The sequence below is a fragment of the Pseudomonas sp. fls2-241-R2A-110 genome, from assembly GCF_030209165.1.
Classification (GTDB): Bacteria; Pseudomonadota; Gammaproteobacteria; order Pseudomonadales; family Pseudomonadaceae; genus Aquipseudomonas.
Map to the genome: position 1 here is coordinate 334,170 of NZ_JARVSN010000018.1, position 19,493 is coordinate 353,662.

General features: G+C 58.6%; 19 protein-coding genes. 3 read left to right on the top strand and 16 right to left on the bottom strand.

Going from position 1 to position 19,493, the window contains the following annotated elements; translation table 11 throughout:
- Nucleotides 1-20: 20 nt before the first annotated feature.
- Nucleotides 21-986, bottom strand: a complete 966-nt coding sequence (locus QRN31_RS15595) for a GlxA family transcriptional regulator (protein WP_285432948.1) — start codon at nucleotides 984-986, stop codon at nucleotides 21-23.
- Between the two features lie 315 nt (nucleotides 987-1,301).
- Between QRN31_RS15595 and QRN31_RS15600 the strand changes: the two genes are divergently transcribed.
- A complete protein-coding gene (locus QRN31_RS15600; RefSeq protein WP_285432950.1) occupies nucleotides 1,302-1,943 on the top strand; it encodes an HD domain-containing protein in 642 nt (213 codons plus the stop codon).
- 131 nt (nucleotides 1,944-2,074) lie between these two features.
- On the opposite strand, the gene QRN31_RS15605 is transcribed toward QRN31_RS15600, so the two are convergent.
- The 8 genes from QRN31_RS15605 to QRN31_RS15640 all read right to left on the bottom strand — a co-directional run bounded on the left by QRN31_RS15605 (nucleotide 2,075) and on the right by QRN31_RS15640 (nucleotide 10,845).
- A complete protein-coding gene (locus QRN31_RS15605; protein WP_285432952.1) occupies nucleotides 2,075-2,965 on the bottom strand; it encodes an ABC transporter permease subunit in 891 nt (296 codons plus the stop codon).
- On the bottom strand, nucleotides 2,962-3,843 hold the full coding sequence (locus QRN31_RS15610) for an ABC transporter permease subunit (protein WP_285433002.1): 882 nt from the start codon (nucleotides 3,841-3,843) through the stop codon (nucleotides 2,962-2,964). Before QRN31_RS15610 ends, QRN31_RS15605 begins: the two co-directional genes overlap by 4 nt.
- Before the next feature lie 35 nt (nucleotides 3,844-3,878).
- Nucleotides 3,879-5,021 carry an ABC transporter ATP-binding protein gene (locus QRN31_RS15615; protein WP_285432953.1) on the bottom strand — a complete coding sequence of 381 codons (1,143 nt, stop codon included), beginning with the start codon at nucleotides 5,019-5,021 and terminating at the stop codon, nucleotides 3,879-3,881.
- A 73-nt stretch (nucleotides 5,022-5,094) separates the two neighbouring features.
- The gene (locus tag QRN31_RS15620) at nucleotides 5,095-6,192 is read right to left on the bottom strand and encodes a polyamine ABC transporter substrate-binding protein (protein WP_285432954.1); all 1,098 of its coding nucleotides are present in this window, start codon (nucleotides 6,190-6,192) and stop codon (nucleotides 5,095-5,097) included.
- 188 nt (nucleotides 6,193-6,380) lie between these two features.
- Nucleotides 6,381-7,493, bottom strand: coding sequence for a polyamine ABC transporter substrate-binding protein (locus tag QRN31_RS15625; RefSeq protein ID WP_285432955.1), 1,113 nt, complete (start codon nucleotides 7,491-7,493; stop codon nucleotides 6,381-6,383).
- A 169-nt stretch (nucleotides 7,494-7,662) separates the two neighbouring features.
- Nucleotides 7,663-9,027, bottom strand: coding sequence for an aspartate aminotransferase family protein (locus QRN31_RS15630; protein WP_285432956.1), 1,365 nt, complete (start codon nucleotides 9,025-9,027; stop codon nucleotides 7,663-7,665).
- 58 nt (nucleotides 9,028-9,085) lie between these two features.
- Nucleotides 9,086-10,444 (bottom strand): glutamine synthetase family protein, encoded by a 1,359-nt coding sequence (locus QRN31_RS15635; protein ID WP_285432957.1) that lies wholly within the window; start codon nucleotides 10,442-10,444, stop codon nucleotides 9,086-9,088.
- 38 nt (nucleotides 10,445-10,482) lie between these two features.
- Nucleotides 10,483-10,845 carry a glutamine amidotransferase gene (locus QRN31_RS15640; protein WP_285432958.1) on the bottom strand — a complete coding sequence of 121 codons (363 nt, stop codon included), beginning with the start codon at nucleotides 10,843-10,845 and terminating at the stop codon, nucleotides 10,483-10,485.
- 278 nt (nucleotides 10,846-11,123) lie between these two features.
- Here QRN31_RS15640 and QRN31_RS15645 point away from each other — a divergent pair, with 278 nt between their 5' ends.
- Nucleotides 11,124-12,500: a glutamine synthetase family protein gene (locus QRN31_RS15645; protein WP_259153858.1), complete on the top strand. Its 1,377-nt coding sequence runs from the start codon at nucleotides 11,124-11,126 to the stop codon at nucleotides 12,498-12,500.
- Between the two features lie 227 nt (nucleotides 12,501-12,727).
- Nucleotides 12,728-13,366, top strand: coding sequence for a TetR/AcrR family transcriptional regulator (locus tag QRN31_RS15650; protein WP_285432960.1), 639 nt, complete (start codon nucleotides 12,728-12,730; stop codon nucleotides 13,364-13,366).
- A 133-nt stretch (nucleotides 13,367-13,499) separates the two neighbouring features.
- Here QRN31_RS15650 and QRN31_RS15655 read toward each other — a convergent pair whose 3' ends face one another.
- From QRN31_RS15655 to QRN31_RS15685, 7 genes are all read right to left on the bottom strand, one after another.
- A complete protein-coding gene (locus tag QRN31_RS15655; RefSeq protein WP_003229256.1) occupies nucleotides 13,500-13,715 on the bottom strand; it encodes a TOBE domain-containing protein in 216 nt (71 codons plus the stop codon).
- A gap of 33 nt (nucleotides 13,716-13,748) precedes the next feature.
- Nucleotides 13,749-14,555 (bottom strand): aliphatic sulfonates ABC transporter ATP-binding protein, encoded by an 807-nt coding sequence (gene ssuB / locus QRN31_RS15660; RefSeq protein WP_285432962.1) that lies wholly within the window; start codon nucleotides 14,553-14,555, stop codon nucleotides 13,749-13,751.
- Entirely contained in the window at nucleotides 14,552-15,334 is a 783-nt protein-coding gene (gene ssuC, locus QRN31_RS15665; RefSeq protein WP_285432964.1) for an aliphatic sulfonate ABC transporter permease SsuC, read from the bottom strand. Before ssuC ends, ssuB begins: the two co-directional genes overlap by 4 nt.
- Before the next feature lie 8 nt (nucleotides 15,335-15,342).
- Entirely contained in the window at nucleotides 15,343-16,491 is a 1,149-nt protein-coding gene (gene ssuD, locus QRN31_RS15670) for an FMNH2-dependent alkanesulfonate monooxygenase (protein WP_150657605.1), read from the bottom strand.
- A 40-nt stretch (nucleotides 16,492-16,531) separates the two neighbouring features.
- Nucleotides 16,532-17,497 (bottom strand): sulfonate ABC transporter substrate-binding protein, encoded by a 966-nt coding sequence (locus tag QRN31_RS15675; protein WP_285432967.1) that lies wholly within the window; start codon nucleotides 17,495-17,497, stop codon nucleotides 16,532-16,534.
- A 131-nt stretch (nucleotides 17,498-17,628) separates the two neighbouring features.
- Nucleotides 17,629-18,222 (bottom strand): NADPH-dependent FMN reductase, encoded by a 594-nt coding sequence (ssuE, locus tag QRN31_RS15680; RefSeq protein ID WP_285432968.1) that lies wholly within the window; start codon nucleotides 18,220-18,222, stop codon nucleotides 17,629-17,631.
- A gap of 308 nt (nucleotides 18,223-18,530) precedes the next feature.
- The gene (locus tag QRN31_RS15685; protein ID WP_285432969.1) at nucleotides 18,531-19,169 is read right to left on the bottom strand and encodes a peroxiredoxin; all 639 of its coding nucleotides are present in this window, start codon (nucleotides 19,167-19,169) and stop codon (nucleotides 18,531-18,533) included.
- Between the last annotated feature and the right edge of the window lie 324 nt (nucleotides 19,170-19,493).

The window sequence follows — 19,493 nt, forward strand, 5'->3', positions numbered from 1 at the left end:
ACAGGCGACACAAAATTGCGCTAAACCATCGCCGCAAAATTCTGCCTGAACTGCTGCGGCGTCACACCAAGCCTGCGATTGAACACGCTGCGCATGTGCTGGGCGTCGCGAAATCCGCACTGGTACGCCACGGTTTTCAGCGGTGAGCGGGTGCTCTCAAGCAGCACCCGCGCGGCATCCACCCTCGCCTGCTCGACGAATTCCGCCGGGGTGACTTTCGCTTCCTTGGCGAACACCCTGGAAAAGTTGCGGGCGCTCATGTTGGCTGCGTTCGCCAGATCGGCGATGGTCAGGTCGCCAGTGAGGTTGGCCAGCACGTAAAGCTGAACCAGCGCCACCGCCGAGGTCGGTTCGGCGTGCGGGGTGAGAAACGGGCTGAACTGCGATTGCCCGCCCGAACGCTGGGTAAACACCACCAGGCGCTTGGCCACGCTCAAGGCCACTTCCGGCCCGTAGTCTTGAGCCAGCAGGTACAACGACAAATCGATCCCGGCCGTGACCCCCGCCGAGGTGTAGAGCTCGCCGTCCTGCACGTACAGCCGATCAGCGTCTACCTGCGTCGACGGGCATGACGCGGCCAACGCTGGGGCATCGTTCCAATGCGTGGTGACGGTTCGCCCCTCAAGCAACCCGGCGCGGGCGAGCATGAATGCGCCATTGCAGATCGAACCAAAGCGCCGCGCCGACCCACACGCATCGCGCAACCAGGCATCGAACGCCACGCCGAAATCCATGAAGGGTAACTGCGGGCCGCCGGCCACCAGCAGCAAGTCATAAGCCTCCAGCGCTTCGCTGAAATGCCGATGGGCATTGAGTGATAAGCCGTTGGAGCACGGCATCACCCCGTGCTCGACACCGATCACCTCCAACCGGTAATGGTCTTGTGGCTCAAGGAAGCGATTGGCCTCGCTAAACACATCCATGGGCCCGGTGACGTCCAGCGACTGGACACCCGCGAACACCACGATGGCAACGGTTTTACTCATGGCAGGAAACGCCCTCAAGGGTGGATGCCGCAATGACGGCAAACACAAAACCTGTGGGAGCGAGCTTGCTCGCGAAGAGGCCGTGTCAGTCGAAAGAGATGTCGACTGATACAGCGCTTTCGCGAGCAAGCTCGCTCCCACAGGGACCGCAATTACTTTCCAACCCTAGCCAATCCGCGCGCAACAAGCGAGGTTGGCGCGATATGCATGCTCATTGGCCGGGATCGCAGCCATGGATCGATTGTCCGGCCTGGGGGGCCGGAACAGACTTGTTCCATCAGCGCCGCCACGGCGTTCCCCACGAGGAAAGTACCCATGAGCAGCACCATCGCCGGTATCCATATCCCCGACAGCGCATTAGCCAGGGCCACCACTGAATACATTCGCGACGCAGAGCCTGACCTGCTTTACCACCATTCACGCCGGGTGTTTCTGTTTGGCGCCTTGAGCGGTGAACGCAAGCAACTGGCCTACGATCCAGAGTTGTTGTACGTCGGCGCGATGTTCCATGACCTGGGCCTGGTGGAAGGCCATCGCACTGACGATGAGCGCTTCGAAGTCGACAGTGCCAACGCCGCCAAGGCATTTCTCAAACCGTATGGTTTGTCCGACGACGATATCGAGCAGGTGTGGCTGTCAATCGCGCTGCACACGACACCGGGCGTGCCGCAACACTTGCGGCCTAACGTTGCGCTGGTGACTGCCGGCGTCGAGATGGACGTGCTGGGTATCGATTACGCGGCGTTCCCGACTGCACAGCGTGAGGCAGTGGTGCATGCGCATCCACGGGGAGAGGGTTTCAAGGAATGCATCCTGTGTGCGTTCGCCAATGGCTTCAAGCACAAACCGGACACCACGTTCGGCACCGTGAATGCCGACGTGCTGGTGGACAGCGAGCCGGGGTTCAAGCCGATGAACTTCGTCGAGATCATCCGCAAATCCCCTTGGGTTTCCTAAAACAAATGTGGGAGCGAGCTTGCTCGCGATGAGGCCATGTCAGTCGACAAAGATGTTGACTGATAGACCGCTATCGCGAGCAGGCTCGCTCCCACATTGGATCGGGTTGGCCACGTAATTGTGGCCAACCTTTATGCCGCTTCCGGCGCCGGGGCGCGACGCACGTCCGGTTGTTTCCAGGAGTCGGCAGCGCCTTCTTCAATCGCTTGCTGGATTGCACGCTTGCGACTTTCTTCGGCGCGGCGGCTGAAGAACCAGACCATGAATGTCATCAGCGAAACCGCCAACAGAATCAGGCTGGCCACGGCGTTGATCTCAGGTTTCACGCCCAGGCGCACCGCCGAGAACACTTCCATCGGCAAGGTCGTCGAGCCCGGGCCCGACACGAAGCTGGCCAACACCAGGTCATCCAGCGACAGGGCGAAAGACATCATGCCGCCGGCGCCCAGCGATGGCGCGATCATCGGGATGGTGATCAGGAAGAACACCTTCCATGGCCGCGCACCGAGGTCCATGGCCGCTTCTTCGATGGACAGGTCCAGCTCACGCAAGCGCGCCGATACCACCACCGCCACATACGCCGCACAGAACGTGGTGTGGGCGATCCAGATGGTGACGATGCCGCGTTCCTGTGGCCAGCCGATCATCTGCGCCATGGCCACAAACAACAGCAACAGCGACAGACCGGTGATCACTTCGGGCATCACCAATGGAGCAGTCACCAGTCCACCGAACAGCGTGCGACCCTTGAAGCGAGTAATTCGCGTCAGGACGAACGCCGCCAAGGTACCCAGCACCACCGCTGCTACCGCCGTGTAGCAGGCGATTTCCAGCGAGCGCACCACCGAGCCCATCAGTTGAGTATTGTCCATCAAGCCGACGTACCACTTGATCGACCAGCCGCCCCATACCGTTACCAGTTTGGAGGCGTTGAACGAGTAGATCACCAGGATCAGCATCGGTGCGTAGATGAACAGCAGACCCAACACCAGCATCAAGCTTGAGAATCTGAAGCGCTTCATTCTTTGCCCTCCATTTCTTTGGCCTGACTACGGTTGAACAGGATGATCGGCACAATCAGGATCGCCAGCATCACCACCGCCAGGGCAGACGCCACCGGCCAGTCACGGTTGTTGAAGAACTCTTGCCAGAGCACTTTACCGATCATCAGGGTTTCCGGACCGCCCAGCAGTTCCGGGATCACGAACTCGCCCACCACCGGAATGAACACCAGCATGCAACCGGCGACGATGCCGTTCTTGGACAGCGGAATGGTGATTTTCCAGAAGCTGTTGAACGTGCTCGAACCCAGGTCTGACGCGGCTTCCAGCAAGCTGGCATCGTGTTTCACCAGGTTGGCGTAAAGCGGCAGGATCATGAATGGCAGGTACGAATAAACGACGCCGATGTACACCGCAAGGTTGGTGTTGAGGATCTGCAGCGGTTCGTTGATCCAGCCCATGGTCATCAGGAAACCATTGAGCAGACCGTTGTTGCTGAGGATGCCCATCCACGCATAGACGCGGATCAGGATCGCGGTCCAGGTCGGCATCATGATCAGCAGCACAAGCACCGTTTGCAGCTCTTTACGGGCACTGGCGATGGCGTAGGCCATCGGGTAGCCGATCAGCAAACAGAGGACGGTGCTGATCAGCGCCATCTTCAACGAGCCCAGGTAAGCGGCGATGTACAACTCGTCGCCGGCCAGCATCGCGTAGTTGCTCAGGTTGAGCAGCAACTGCAGCTTCTGTTCGGCATAGCTGTAGATTTCGGTGTACGGCGGAATGGCCACGTCGGCTTCGGCGAAGCTGATCTTCAAGACAATGAAGAACGGCAACATGAAGAACATGAACAGCCAGAGGAATGGAACCCCGATGACCATCTGACGGCCACCGGGAATTATTCGATTGAGACGGCGTTTCAATTTGCGCATGTTCATGAGCGAAGCACCACGCCGCTATCATCTTCCCAATACACGTACACCTGGTCACCCCAGGTTGGACGCTGGCCGCGGCGCTCGGCGTTGGCGACGAAAGACTGGACGATCTTGCCGCTCGGCAGTTCGACGTAGAACACCGAGTGGCCTCCGAGGTAGGCGATGTCGTGCACCTTGCCGCTGGACCAGTTGTATTCGCAGGTCGGCATGGTCGGCGTCACCAGCAGTTTTTCCGGACGGATTGCATAAGTCACGGATTTGTCCTGCACCGAGGTGCTGATGCCGTGGCCCACGTAGATCTGGCGATCCAGGTCTTTGCAGGTGATGGTTGCGTGGCCTTCGGCGTCGTCGATCACTTCACCGTCGAAGATGTTGACGTTGCCGATGAATTCGCAGACCAGGCGGCTGGTCGGGGTTTCGTAGATGTCGATCGGGCTGCCGATCTGGGCGATCCAGCCCAGGTGCATGATCGCAATGCGCTCGGCCATGGTCATGGCCTCTTCCTGATCGTGGGTCACCATGACGCAGGTTACGCCGACGCGCTCGATGATCTCGACCAGTTCGAGCTGCATTTGCGAACGCAACTTCTTGTCCAGTGCACCCATCGGTTCATCGAGCAGCAACAGCTTTGGACGCTTGGCCAGGGAACGCGCCAGGGCGACACGCTGGCGCTGGCCGCCGGACAGCTGGTGCGGCTTGCGCTTGGCATATTGCGTCATCTGAACCAGCTTGAGCATGTCCGCGACACGGGCATCGACTTCAGCGGAGGGGATTTTGTCCTGCTTGAGGCCGAAGGCAATGTTCTGCGCCACGGTCATGTGCGGGAACAAGGCGTAGGACTGGAACATCATGTTGATCGGCCGCTCGTAGGGCGGCATGTCAGTGATGTCTACGCCATCGAGGAAAATTCGCCCCTCCGTGGGCCGTTCGAAGCCTGCGAGCATGCGCAGCAACGTGGATTTGCCCGATCCCGAACCGCCGAGCAGGGCGAAAATCTCGCCTTTCTTGATTTCCAGGGACACATCGTCCACGGCAATCGTCTCGTCGAACTTCTTCGTGACCCGGTCGATTTTGACCAACACCTGTTTAGGTGTCTGGTCGCCCTCGAGGGCTTTCTTATAGGCGCCGGAGGCAACTGCCATTTACGAAACTCCCAGAAAAAAAGAGTGCAGTTCGCTCAAGGTGAGCCAACCTTGGATAATTTGAGCCTTGCAGCTATTTACCCGACTTGACCTTGGTCCAGCTGCGGGTCATCAAACGTTGAATGTTTGGTGGTAACTCGACCGACACGTAGGTCTTGTCGAGGATTGCTTGCGGTGGATAAACCGACTCGTCAGTGCGGATGGACTGTTCCATCAATTTGTCCGAGCCGGGGTTGGGGTTCGCATAGCCAACAGAATCACTGACCTGTGCGATCACCTCGGGTTTCAGCAAATAGTTGATGAAGGCGTGGGCTTCCTTGACGTTGGCCGCATCCTTGGGGATCGCCAGCATGTCGAACCAGAGCGCGCCGCCCTCTTTGGGAATGGAGTAGGCGATATTCATGCCTTTACCGGCTTCAGTCGCCCGGGCCTTGGCCTGAAACATGTCACCGGAGAAGCCGATCGCGATGCAGATATCGCCGTTGGCCAGGTCCGCGATGTACTTGGACGAATGGAAGTAAGTCACATAAGGCCGCACCGCCAGCAACTTGGCTTCGGCCTTCTTGTAGTCTTCGGGGTTGGTGCTGTTGGCGTTGAGGCCCATGTAGTTGAGGACTGTGGGCATCATTTCATCGGCGGAGTCGAGGAACGCCACGCCGCAGCTTTGCAGCTTCTTGATGTTTTCCGGTTCGAACACCGCACTCCAGGAATCGATCTTGTCGACGCCCAGCACAGCCTTGATCTTGTCGACGTTGTAACCGATGCCGTTGGTGCCCCACAGGTACGGCACGGCGTACTGGTTACCCGGATCGTTTTGCTCCAGGCGCTTGAGCAGTACCGGGTCGAGGTTGGCATAGTTGCTCAGCTTCGACTTGTCGAGCTTCTGGAAAGCGCCGGCCTTGATCTGCTTGCCCAGGAAGTGATTGGACGGCACGACCACGTCGTAACCGGTGCGCCCGGCCAGCAACTTGCCTTCCAGGGTTTCGTTAGAGTCGAAAACGTCATAAACCGGTTTGATGCCGGATTCTTTCTGAAAGTCAGCCAGGGTCGTCGAGCCAATGTAGTCCGACCAATTATAAATATGCACGGTACTCGCGGCCTGGACGCTGACAGCCAGTGTCAGTCCGGCGCCGACCAGCACGGCATTGCGCAACAAAGAAAAAATAGGCAAGTGGAGGTCCTCTAAAATTAGTTGGGCCCAAGTTGCCCCGCGTTACATGACAGTCATGGCTGCCCAGCAACAAAACCGGCGCGCAACTTACCCTCGAAAAACCGTTCCAGCAAAACTTTCTGTCATTTAATTACACCTGCTGCCGTCACCGCGCAGGCGACGACAGCAGGTTATTGCCTCAAACCGGCTTATTTACCCGATTTGATCTTGGTCCAGCTGCGCGTCAGGATCCGCTGGGTCGCGGCCGGCAAGTCGGCAATCGCGTACAGCTTGGCCTGCACGTCCGCCGACGGGTAGATGCCCGGGTCGCTGGTGATGTCTTTATTGACCAGTGCGGTGGCGGCGGCGTTACCGTTCGGGAAGCGCACGGCGTTGGTGATTGCAGCCATGACTTCCGGCTTCTGCAGGTAGGTCATGAACTTGTAGGCGCCTTCGACGTTTTCGGCATCTTTAGGGATGGCGACCATGTCGTAGAAGCTGCCTGCACCTTCTTTCGGAATGTTGTAGCTGACTTTCACCTTGTCACCGGCTTCAGCAGCACGGGACTTGGCCTGATAGACGTCACCCGAATAACCGACTGCGACGCAGATGTTGCCGTTGGCCAGGTCGGAGATGTACTTGGACGAGTGGAAGTAAGCGATCGAAGGACGGACTTTGAGCAGCAGCGCTTCAGCCTTGTCGATGTCTTCTTTCTTCTGGCTGTCGGTTGGCAGGCCCAGGTAGTGCAGCGCCGCCGGAATCATCTCGGTTGGCGAATCCAGCAGACTGATACCGCAAGACTTCAGTTTGGCGGCGTTTTCAGGCTTGAAGATCAGGTCCCACGAGTTGGTTGGGGCATCGGCACCCAATGCAGCCTTGACCTTCTCGGCGTTGAAGCCGATACCAATCGAACCCCACATGTAAGGGAAGGCGTGTTCGTTGCCCGGGTCGCTCACCGATACTGCTTTGAGCAGGTCAGGGTTCAGGTTCTTCCAGTTAGGCAGTTTGGACTTGTCCAACTTCTGGTAAACACCGGCCTTGATCTGCTTGGCCAGGAAGTTGTTCGACGGTACGACGATGTCGTAACCGGACTTGCCTGCCAGCAACTTGGCTTCCAGAGTCTCGTTGCTGTCAAAAACGTCGTACACCACCTTGATCCCGGACTCTTTCTCAAAGTTCGCGATGGTGTCCGGTGCAATATAGTCGGACCAGTTATAGACGTGCAGGACCTTGTCGTCCGCCTGCACCGCGCCCGCCATCATGCCCATCAGGGACATGGCGAGGAGAGTCTTGCCAGCAAACTTTTTTCCTAATGCCTTCATTCGTAATGCTCCAAATTTTTCTTTTTTGAACCACTTTGTTCAGCGGCCGAACCCGGACAACTGGAACCGCGACTAGTCTGGCAAGATCCGAGGCGGTCTTTCAAGGAAAGCCCGCCCTTCAAGACTGCTCCGAGCGAAAGTTTCATGAGTTGCGCTCAGAGCCTAGCACTTAGCCCTGCAACGCACTCAGGGTCAGGTCCAGACACTTGCGTGCCTTGGTCACCAACTCATCGATTTCTGCCGGTGTAATCACCAGCGGCGGAGCAATGATCATGGTGTCGCCCACGGCGCGCATGATCAGGCCGTTGTCGAAGCAGAACTGACGGCAAATCATGCCGACGCCCTTGCCTTCGTAACGCTTGCGTGTGGCTTTGTCCTGAACCAGTTCGATGGCCCCCAACAGGCCCACCCCACGCACTTCCCCCACCAACGGATGATCGTTCAGTTCCCGTAGACGCTTTTGCAAATAGGGTGCCGTTTCAGCATGAACGCGCTCGATAATTTTTTCTTCGCGCAGAATGCGGATGTTTTCCAGCGCCACCGCAGCGGCCACCGGGTGACCGGAATAAGTGAAACCGTGGTTGAAATCCCCGCCTTCATTGAGCACCGCGACCACTTCGTCACGCACGATCAGGCCACCCATCGGGATGTAGCCGGAAGTCAGGCCTTTGGCGATGGTCATCATGTCGGGTTTGAGGTCGTAGAAATCGGTACCGAACCACTCACCGGTGCGGCCGAAACCACAGATCACTTCGTCAGCCACGAACAGAATGTCGTACTTGGCGAGGATTTCCTTGATGCGCGGCCAGTAGGTCTCTGGCGGAATGATCACGCCGCCAGCGCCCTGGATCGGCTCGGCAATAAAGGCACCGACGTTGTCGACGCCGATCTCGAGAATTTTCTCTTCCAGCTGATTGGCCGCCCACACACCGAACTCTTCCGGTGTCATGTCGCCGCCTTCAGCGAACCAGTAAGGCTGGGCGATATGGACGATGCCCGGGATCGGCAAGTCGCCTTGTTCGTGCATGTAGGTCATGCCACCCAGGCTCGCGCCGGCCACGGTGGAACCGTGATAACCGTTCTTGCGGCTGATGATGACTTTCTTCTTCGGCTGACCCTTGATCGCCCAGTAGTGACGAACCATACGCAGCATGGTGTCGTTACCTTCGGAGCCGGAACCGGTGAAGAACACGTGGTTCATGCCTTCTGGCGCGATGTCGGCGATGGCCTTGGCCAGTTCCAGCACCGGCGGGTGAGCGGTCTGGAAGAACAGGTTGTAGTAAGGCAGTTCGCGCATCTGTTTGCTGGCAGCGTCCGCCAGCTCATCGCGACCGTAGCCGATGGCGACACACCACAGGCCTGCCATGCCGTCGAGGATCTTGTTGCCTTCGCTGTCCCAGAGGTAAACCCCTTTGGCATTTGTGATGATGCGCGGGCCTTTCTCTTTCAACTGTTTGAAGTCGCTGAACGGGGCCAGGTGGTGATCGTTGCTCAGGGCCTGCCATTCACGGGTTTGTGGATTGTTGCTGGTCATACGAATCTCCTAAAAAAAATCAGGTGAAAGCGCCGTCGACAGCACGGCGCCCGGCGCATCAGACGGCGAAGAGCAGGAATTCCCGCTCCCAGGAGCTGATCACGCGCTTGAAGTTTTCATGCTCGGCCCGCTTGACCGCGACGTAGCCAGTGATGAATTTCTTGCCCAGGTATTTCTCGACGGTCGCGCTGTTTTCCATGCGTTCCAGCGCGTCTTCGATGGTCAGTGGCAGGCGCAGGTTGCGGCGTTCATAGCCACGACCTACCACCGGCGCACTCGGGTTCAGGCCTTCGACCATGCCGATGTAGCCGCAGAGCAGGCTCGCGGCAATCGCCAGGTACGGGTTGGCATCGGCGCCCGGCAGGCGGTTTTCCACCCGACGGTTTTGTGGCCCTGCATCCGGAACCCGCAGGCCCACGGTACGGTTCTCTTCGCCCCATTCCACGTTCACCGGCGCCGAGGTGTCCGGCAGGAAGCGGCGGAACGAATTGACGTTCGGTGCAAACAGCGGTAACAGCTCGGGGATCAGTTTCTGCAGGCCACCGATGTGGTGCAGGAACAGTTGGCTCATGGTCCCGTCTTCATTGGAGAAGACGTTCTTGCCGGTCTCGATGTCGATGATGCTCTGGTGCAAGTGCATCGCGCTGCCCGGCTCGCCGGTCATGGGCTTGGCCATGAAGGTGGCGGCAACGTCGTGCTTGAGCGCGGCTTCACGCATCGTGCGCTTGAACACCAGGATCTGGTCAGCCAGGGACAGGGCGTCGCCGTGACGGAAGTTGATTTCCATCTGCGCCGTGCCGTCCTCGTGGATCAGCGTATCGAGGTCCAGCTCCTGCAATTCGCACCAGTCGTAGACGTCTTCGAACAGCGGATCAAATTCGTTCGCCGCTTCAATGGAGAACGATTGACGACCGGTTTCCGGACGACCTGAACGGCCAATTGGCGGTTGCAGCGGGTAGTCCGGGTCGTCACTGCGCTTGGTCAGGTAGAACTCCATTTCCGGCGCCACGATCGGCTGCCAGCCTCTGTCGGCATAGAGTTTGAGCACCTTTTTGAGCACGTTGCGCGGCGACAGCTCGATCGGATTGCCTTGCTTGTCATAGGTGTCGTGGATCACCTGGGCGGTCGGCTCGATGGCCCATGGCACCAGGTACACGGCTTTCGCATCCGGGCGGCAGATCATGTCGATATCGGCCGGGTCGAGCAGTTCGTAATAGATGTCGTCTTCAACGTAGTCGCCGGTCACGGTCTGCAACAGAACGCTCTCGGGCAGACGCATGCCTTTTTCGGCGATGAACTTATTGGTCGGCGAAATTTTGCCCCGGGTGATCCCGGTCAAATCGGCGATCATGCATTCGACTTCTGTGATCTTGTGGTCTTTCAACCAATCGGTGAGCTGGTCGAGGTTGTGACTCATAAATGCCTCTAGGCTTTGAGTTTCCTGACTCTTGCAAGTCAGGCGATGTTTGACGCATCGGCGTCGCGTTGAAATGGGTGTCTACGACAAGCTATCGTGTTTTTTGCGGACCGTGCGACAAATGCCAGGCGTGCAGAATCACGAGCGGGGCCCTGCGCAATCGCCGAGCTGCTATTGTGAATCGGTTCTATATTGAATGAAGTAACCGTAATGGGGGTGTCATAGCGCATGTCCAGAATATCGGACGGGGACGCGACATCCATCAGCATCGGGAGGATTGCCGGGAAGCCCGGGACCGCTGAGGCCACGGCATGGGCGCGAGTGTCGCCACTGATGTGATAAGCATGCAGACCGATCTGCCCAGAGCAGATGGCGACGCCGATTAACGGCAGGCGAGACATGAAACACCCCGGTATTATTGCTGTTATGGGTTTGATTCGAGCTTAGCCTTGTTCATTTTTTTACACAACACCCCCGTAAAAAATACAACACGGCCCGCTCAAGCCTGCGGTCGCCAAAGCGCTGAACAGCATAAAAACGCCCCAAACTGCCTCAAAAAAGCTCTACGAGCGCTTTTTTGGGGCAAAAAAGGCCTCGCTTGACTTCGGCATGCCGTTCGGGTTGACTGGAATCCGAAGAGATCAATGATTGATATTTTTAACAACAAAGGTGTTGCATCATGTCGGTACCCCCGCGTGCCGTTCAGCTTAACGAAGCGAACGCGTTCCTTAAGGAACATCCTGAGGTTCTGTACGTTGACCTTCTGATTGCGGATATGAATGGTGTGGTGCGCGGCAAGCGCATAGAACGCACCAGCCTCCACAAGGTTTACGAGAAAGGCATCAACCTGCCGGCCTCTCTATTTGCTCTGGATATCAATGGCTCGACGGTGGAAAGCACCGGCCTGGGCCTGGACATCGGTGATGCTGACCGAATCTGCTATCCAATCCCTGACACACTGTGCAACGAGCCTTGGCAGAAGCGCCCTACCGCGCAACTGTTGATGACCATGCACGAACTCGAAGGTCAGCCGTTCTTTGCCGACCCGCGAGAAGTGCTGGCCAATGTCGTGCGCAAGTTCGACGAGATGGGCCTGACCATCTGCGCTGCGTTCGAACTGGAGTTCTACCTGATCGACCAGGAGAACGTGAACGGTCGCCCGCAACCACCACGCTCGCCAGTGTCCGGCAAACGCCCGCATTCGACACAGGTCTACCTGATCGACGACCTCGACGAATACGTCGACTGCCTCCAGGACATTCTGGAAGGTGCGAAAGAGCAAGGCATCCCGGCCGACGCCATCGTCAAGGAAAGTGCCCCGGCGCAGTTCGAAGTGAACCTGCACCACGTGGCTGACCCGATCAAGGCCTGCGACTACGCGGTCCTGCTTAAGCGCCTGATCAAAAACATCGCCTACGACCATGAAATGGACACCACCTTCATGGCCAAGCCTTACCCGGGCCAAGCGGGCAACGGTCTGCATGTCCACATCTCGATTCTTGATAAAGACGGCAAAAACATTTTTGCCAGCGAGGATCCCGAGCAGAACGCCGCACTGCGTCACGCGATCGGCGGTGTGCTCGAGACCCTACCCGCACAGATGGCTTTCCTCTGCCCGAACGTCAACTCCTACCGTCGTTTCGGCGCGCAGTTCTACGTGCCGAACTCGCCGTGCTGGGGCCTGGACAACCGTACTGTAGCGATCCGCGTTCCAACCGGAGCCTCCGATGCCGTGCGCATCGAGCACCGTGTGGCCGGCGCCGATGCCAACCCGTACCTGCTGATGGCTTCGGTCCTGGCAGGCGTGCACCACGGTTTGACCAACAAGATCGAGCCGGGCGCGCCCGTGGAAGGCAACTCCTACGAGCAGAACGAGCAAAGCCTGCCGAACAACCTGCGCGACGCATTGCGTGAGCTGGACGACAGCGAAGTCATGGCCAAGTACATCGATCCGAAATACATCGATATCTTCGTGGCCTGTAAGGAAAGTGAGCTGGAGGAGTTCGAACACTCCATCTCCGACCTTGAGTACAACTGGTACCTGCATACCGTGTAAACGGTTGCAGTAAAAAACAACGCCGCCGACTTTACAGTCAGCGGCGTTTTTTTATGGCCGCCTTCAGCGGATCGCTAGCAGGCTAGCTCCCACAGTTGATCTCCAGTGAACATCAATTCCGTGTACACCGGAAGTCCCTGTGGGAGCTAGCCTGCTAGCGATGGCGTCCTGGCAGACAACATGGATGCCTGCTCGTACAATGCCCGCTGCCCCGCAGGAGGACTTCAATGACGCGCCCCGCCACCATCCGCAAACCCCGTGCACGCAGTCAGGCCCGGATCGACTCGATACTCGATGCCGCCCGCACGCTGCTGGCAGCCGAAGGCGTGGCGAGTCTGTCGATCTACAGCGTCGCCGAACGCGCGCAGATCCCGCCCTCCTCCGTCTACCACTTCTTCGCCAGCGTCCCGGCTCTGCTCGAAGCACTGACCGCCGACGTCCACGCCGCGTTTCGCGCCTGCCTGCAAGCGCCCATCGATCACAGCGCGCTCAAAGGCTGGCGCGACCTGTCGCGTCTCGTGGAACAGCGCATGCTCGACATCTACGATCAGGACGCCGCCGCCCGCCAACTCATTCTCGCCCAGCACGGGCTGACTGAAGTCACCCAGGCCGACCGTCAGCACGACATCGAGTTGGGCGACCTGATGCACAAACTCTTCAACCACCACTTTGAATTGCCGAAGCTACCGACGGATGTTGACGTGTTTGCACTGGCGATGGAGTTGGGTGATCGGGTCTATGCACGCTCGGTGCAGCAGCATGGGCAGATCACGCCGCGCATGGCGGAAGAAGGGATGCGGGTATTCGATGCGTATCTAGGGCTGTATCTACCGCCGTATCTGCTCAAGCGCACCTTCTCCTCGTAATGATCGTTCCCTCGCTCCGCGTGGGAATGCAGCCCGGGATGCTCTGCGTCCCAAAAACCGAACGCGGAGCGTCCGAAGAGGCATTACCACGCAGAGCGTGGGAACGATCTGGCAGCCGACCTCACTGACTGACTTACAACTTGGCGATCGACACCTCGGTGGATTTCACGAAGGCGATCACTTCGCTGCCGACCACCAGTTCCAGCTCTTTGACCGAGCGTGTGGTAATCACCGAAGTGACGATGCCGGAAGCGGTCTGCACGTCGATTTCCGACAGCACGTCACCCAGCACGATTTCCTTGATCGAGCCTTTGAACTGGTTACGAACGTTGATGGCTTTGATAGTCATGATGTTGATTCCTGTCGTTGGATAAGGCTTGAGTTATTGCGCCCAGCGCAGTTGCGTAGGCAAGGGTGAAACAGGTTCCGGTTCCGGCGGCTGGCCGGGTAGCGACAGCACGCGATTGAGGACTTCGGTTTCCAGCGCCGCCAACCGATGAGAGCCGCGCACGCGAGGGCGCGGGAGCTCAACGTGCAGGTCGAGACCGACTTCGCCCTCTTCGATCAGGATCACCCGATCGGCAATCGCCACCGCTTCACTGACGTCGTGGGTCACCAGCAACACAGTGAAGCCGTGCTTCTGCCAGAGCCGTTCGATCAGTTGCTGCATTTCAATCCGGGTCAGGGCATCCAGTGCGCCCAGCGGCTCGTCAAGCAACAACAAGCGCGGTTGATGGATCAGCGCGCGGGCCAGGGCCACTCGTTGCTTCTGGCCACCGGACAGGGCCGCCGGCCATTCGTTGGCACGATCCGCCAGACCGACCGACTCCAACGCTTCCAGCGCTTGCGGCCGCCAGTTGCCCTTGAGCCCGAGACCGACGTTGTCGATGACCTTTTTCCATGGCAGCAGGCGTGCTTCCTGGAACATCAATCGGGTGTCTTCCCGCGCATCGCTCAGCGGTGCGGAACCGGCCAGCAGTTCGCCGCCGCTGGGTTTGTCCAGACCGGCGAGCAGGCGCAACAAGGTGCTTTTGCCGCAACCGCTGCGACCGACCACGGCAACAAACTGCCCCGCCGGGATGTGCAGATCGATCTCGCGCAAAACCTGCCGCGAACCAAACGTCTTCTGCAGTTTGCGCACTACCAGCGGAATACCGCGCAGCAGGCGTGGAGGTTGTTGAGCCGTCATGCCGCACCTCCCTTGGCAACCTGATAAGCCGGATGCCAACGCAGCCAGACGCGCTCAAGGCCACGGGCTGCGAGGTCGGCGAGTTTGCCGAGCACCGCGTACAAAAGAATCGCCAGCACCACCACGTCGGTCTGCAAGAACTCCCGCGCATTCATCGCCAGGTAGCCGATGCCAGTGCTGGCGGAGATGGTTTCGGCCACGATCAGCGTCAGCCACATGAAGCCAAGGGCGAAGCGCACGCCGACCAGAATCGATGGCAGCGCACCCGGCAAAATCACCTGACGGAACAGGCTGAAACCGGACAAGCCATAACTGCGCGACATTTCCACCAACGCCGGATCAACGTTGCGGATGCCGTGATAGGTGTTCAGGTAAATCGGAAACAACGTGCCCAGCGCCACCAGAAAAATCTTCGCTGACTCGTCGATGCCGAACCACAGGATCACCAGCGGTATCAACGCCAGGTGCGGCACGTTGCGGATCATCTGCACCGAACTGTCGAGCAGGCGTTCGCCCCATTTCGACAGGCCGGTGATGAAGCCCAGCGCCAGGCCGATGCTGCCACCGATGGTGAAACCCAGCGCCGCGCGCCAGCCGCTGATTGCCAGGTGCGTCCAGATTTCACCGCTGCGCACCAGGCTCACGCCGGCTTCGATGACCGCGATGGGTGCCGGCAGAATCCGTGTCGACAACCAGCCCGCCGACACTGACAACTGCCACACCGCCAGCAGCAACACCGGCAACGCCCAGGGCGCGAGGTTATGGATGATTTTCTTCATGGTGCGCCTCAGCTCTGGGACGCGGCTTTGGGAAGAATGTCGTTGGCGACCATTTCGCCGAACGGGCTGACGTAACCGGCGCTTTTCGGCAGCTCTGGGCGTTCGATGTCCAAATGCGGGAACAGCAATTCAGCGACGCGATAGGACTCTTCCAGGTGTGGATAACCGGAGAAGATGAAAGTGTCGATGCCCAGGTCCGCGTATTCCTTCACGCGAGCGGCCACGGTCGGACCATCGCCCACTAATGCTGTACCGGCCCCGCCACGTACCAGACCGACACCGGCCCACAGGTTGGGGCTCACTTCCAGGTTGTCACGGCTACCGCCATGCAGCGCGGCCATGCGTTGCTGGCCGACCGAGTCGAAGCGCGCCAGGGAAGCCTGGGCGCGCGCGATGGTGTCGTCGTCCAGGTGCGAGATCAGCCGATCCGCCGCTTGCCACGCTTCGTCGTTGGTTTCGCGCACGATCACATGCAGACGAATGCCGAAGCGCACGGTGCGTCCGAGCTTCGCGGCTTTGGCGCGCACTTGTTCGATCTTCTCGGCAACGGCGGCCGGTGGTTCGCCCCATGTCAGGACCATTTCCACCTGCTCTGCCGCCAGGTCTTGCGCCGCTTCCGACGAGCCGCCGAAATACAGTGGCGGACGCGGTTGCTGAATCGGCGGATAGAGCAACTTGGCACCCTTCACGCTGATGTGCTGCCCGTCGTAATCAACGGTTTCGCCTTCCAGCACACGACGCCAGATGCGGGTGAATTCCACCGAAGCTTGATAGCGTTCTTCGTGAGTCAGAAACAAACCGTCGCCGGCCAATTCTTCCGGATCACCGCCGGTGACCAGGTTGAACAGCGCACGACCTCCAGACAAGCGATCCAGCGTCGCGGCCTGACGCGCGGCCACCGTCGGGGAAATGATCCCGGGGCGCAGCGCGACAAGAAACTTCAAACGCTGGGTCACCGGGATCAGCGATGCGGCCACCAGCCACGAGTCTTCGCACGAGCGACCGGTGGGAATCAGTACCCCGCCGAAGCCCAGTCGATCCGCCGCTTGCGCGACCTGTTGCAGATAACCGTGGTCAACGGCGCGAGCGCCTTCGGCGGTGCCAAGGTAATGGCCGTCGCCGTGGGTGGGCAGGAACCAGAAGATATTGAGGCTCATGGAGTGGTCTCCTTAGGGAATCGAGTGACTGGGCTTTTGGTTACTGAGCTTTGGCAACGGCTGCCGGGGGCGTCCAGATCACGTCTTTGATGCTCAGCGGCTTCGGAATCAGCTTGAGCTGGTAGAAGGTGTCGGCGATTTTCTGCTGCGCGGCGACCACTTCCGGCGTGAGGAACAGCGCGCCGTAGCCTTGGCGTTTCATCGAGGTCAGGGTGATGTCCGCTGGCAGGCCGAGCAGTGGCGATACCTGTTTGGTCACATCTTCAGGATTGGCCTTGGACCATTCGCCGACCGCGCGCACTTCTTCCACCAGGGTCTTGATCACCTCCGGATTTTTCTGTGCGTAAGGCTTGGTTGCCAGGTAGAACTGATGGTTGTCGACGATGCCCTGGCCATCGCGCAGGGTGCGCGCTTGCAGTTGTTGTTCGGCAGCGGCCTGGTACGGGTCCCAGATCACCCAGGCGTCGACGCTGCCACGTTCGAACGCGGCGCGGGCATCGGCCGGCGGCAGGAAAACGGTCTGGATATCGGTGTATTTGAGGCCGGCGTCTTCAAGCGCGCGAACCAGCAGGTAGTGAACGTTGGAGCCTTTGTTCAGGACGACTTTCTTGCCCTTGAGGTCCTGCACCGACTTGATCGTCGAGTCCTTTGGCACCAGGATCGCTTCGCTGTGGGGCGCTGGTGGTTCGTAGGCGACGTAGAGCAGATCGGCACCCGCCGCTTGAGCGAATACCGGCGGGGTTTCGCCGGTGACACCGAAGTCAATGGAACCGACGTTCAGGCCTTCGAGCAGTTGCGGGCCACCTGGAAATTCAGTCCATTGCACGTCCACGCCTTGGGCGGCGAGGCGCTTTTCGAGGGTGCCTTTGGCTTTGAGCAGCACCAGGGTGCCGTATTTCTGATAACCGATTCGCAGCGTTTCGGCTTGAGCTTGAGTGATGGCGCCGAAGGACACAGCCGCAATAAACAGAGCGACCAGACCACGACGCAAAATGACAGTGCGCATAGCGCTCTCCTTTTTGCAGTAGGGTTTTGGCTGCACCTGCTAAGCCGTTAGCGGCTGAGTAAGGTGATTTTTTGTTCGAAAAGTGCCTGAGCTTCGCTCGGCGACTTTTCAAACTAAAAAATTAAAAAGCGTCAAATGCTCCAGCGAGCACTCAACAAACGTTCATTCAACAAGTTCGGATCGAGCGGCTTGGGCCGTCGGGCCATGGCGCTGAAAAACAGCTCCAGCGATTCAGTCAGTCGTTGTTCCAGCTCTGGCGCCAACTGCGCCTGGGCGCTGCCTTCGCCGTAAGCGATCTGGCTGTCTACGGCGAAAATCCCGTGGAGCATTTCCTGGGCTTTCAGCGCCGACAGCACCGGTTTGAGCGCGTAATCCACCGCCAGCATGTGGGCGATGCTGCCGCCGGTGGCCATCGGCAAGACTACCTTGTGCGCCAGGGCGCGCTCGGGCAGCAGGTCCAACACCGTTTTCAGAGCGCCGGAGAACGATGCCTTGTAAACCGGCGTGGCGATCAGCAGGCCATCCGCGTTTTCAATCTGTTGCAGCAAGTCGATCACCTTCGGGCTGTCGAAGCGTGCGTGCAGCAAGTCTTCGGCCGGGAAGTCCCGTACCTGGTAACTCACCACTTCCACACCTTGCTCCTGCAACCAGCGTTGGGAGCGCTCCAGCAGCACCCCGGAACGGGAGCGTTGGCTGGGACTGCCGCCGAGTGAGACAACCAGCATTCAGATGATTCCTTGAAGGGTCTTGGCGATTCGCGGTTTGCAATCTCGCTTGGATGGAAGTGACCTTAACAGGTGATTGTTATATCCATAAATCATATTTATTCATTTGGTTATGCACTTTAGAGATATGAAATTTTACTTCTTCCGGGCAAAAAAATAGGCCGTCGAAACGGCCTTAAATCCCCTGCTTTATGGTGATCGTTCCCACGCTCCGCGTGGGAATGCAGCCCGTGACGCTCCGCGTCACTGGACGCGGAGCGTCCCTTGAGGCATTCCCACGCAGAGCGTGGGAACGATAGTTAGCCGAGTTACCGGTTCGGTTGTGGCGTCAGGCGCAGGTAAGGCTTCACCGCGCGATACCCCTTTGGAAAGCGTTTGTTGATTTCGTCTTCATCCTTAAGCGACGGCACGATCACCACTTCATCACCGTCCTGCCAATTGGCCGGTGTGGCCACCTTGTAGTTGTCGGTGAGTTGCAACGAGTCGATCACCCGCAGGATTTCGTGGAAGTTGCGCCCGGTGCTTGCCGGGTAAGTAATCGTCAGCCGAATCTTTTTGTTCGGGTCGATCACGAACAGCGAGCGCACGGTCAGGGTGTCGTTGGCATTCGGATGAATCAGGTCGTAGAGGTCCGAGACCTTGCGATCGGCATCGGCAAGGATCGGGAAATTGACCCGTGTGTTCTGGGTTTCGTTGATGTCCTCGATCCACCTGTGGTGCGAGTCCACCGGGTCAACTGACAGGGCAATGGCTTTGACGCCGCGATTGGCAAACTCATCCTTGAGCTTTGCAGTGAAACCCAGTTCGGTGGTGCACACCGGGGTGAAGTCCGCCGGATGGGAAAACAGCACGCCCCAGCTATCGCCCAGCCATTCGTGGAAACGAAGAGTGCCGGCGCTGGATTCCTGTTCGAAGTCGGGGGCAATGTCGCCCAGTCTGAGGCTCATGGTGCTGCTCCTGGTGAGTGCTGTTGAGCTCAACTGTGCCTAAGTTTTTTATGGATTAAAAAGAATAAATATCCATTTGTTTAGATCACAAATGAATATTAAAGATCTGTTCACTGGACCTTGGTGAACATCGAGAAGACTATCGCTCACAAGGTTCGAGAAGGCCTTGAGTTGCTGCAAAGAGGGAAATATTCAAGGCGGGATTACGGGGGTGACCTCGCCTTGAAACGTAAAAGCCCCGCCCGGCGAGATGCCGGGCGGGGCTTTTTTTACTTCGATTAGCCACTGTGGGAGCGAGCCTGCTCGCGAAGGTGCCGTGTCAGT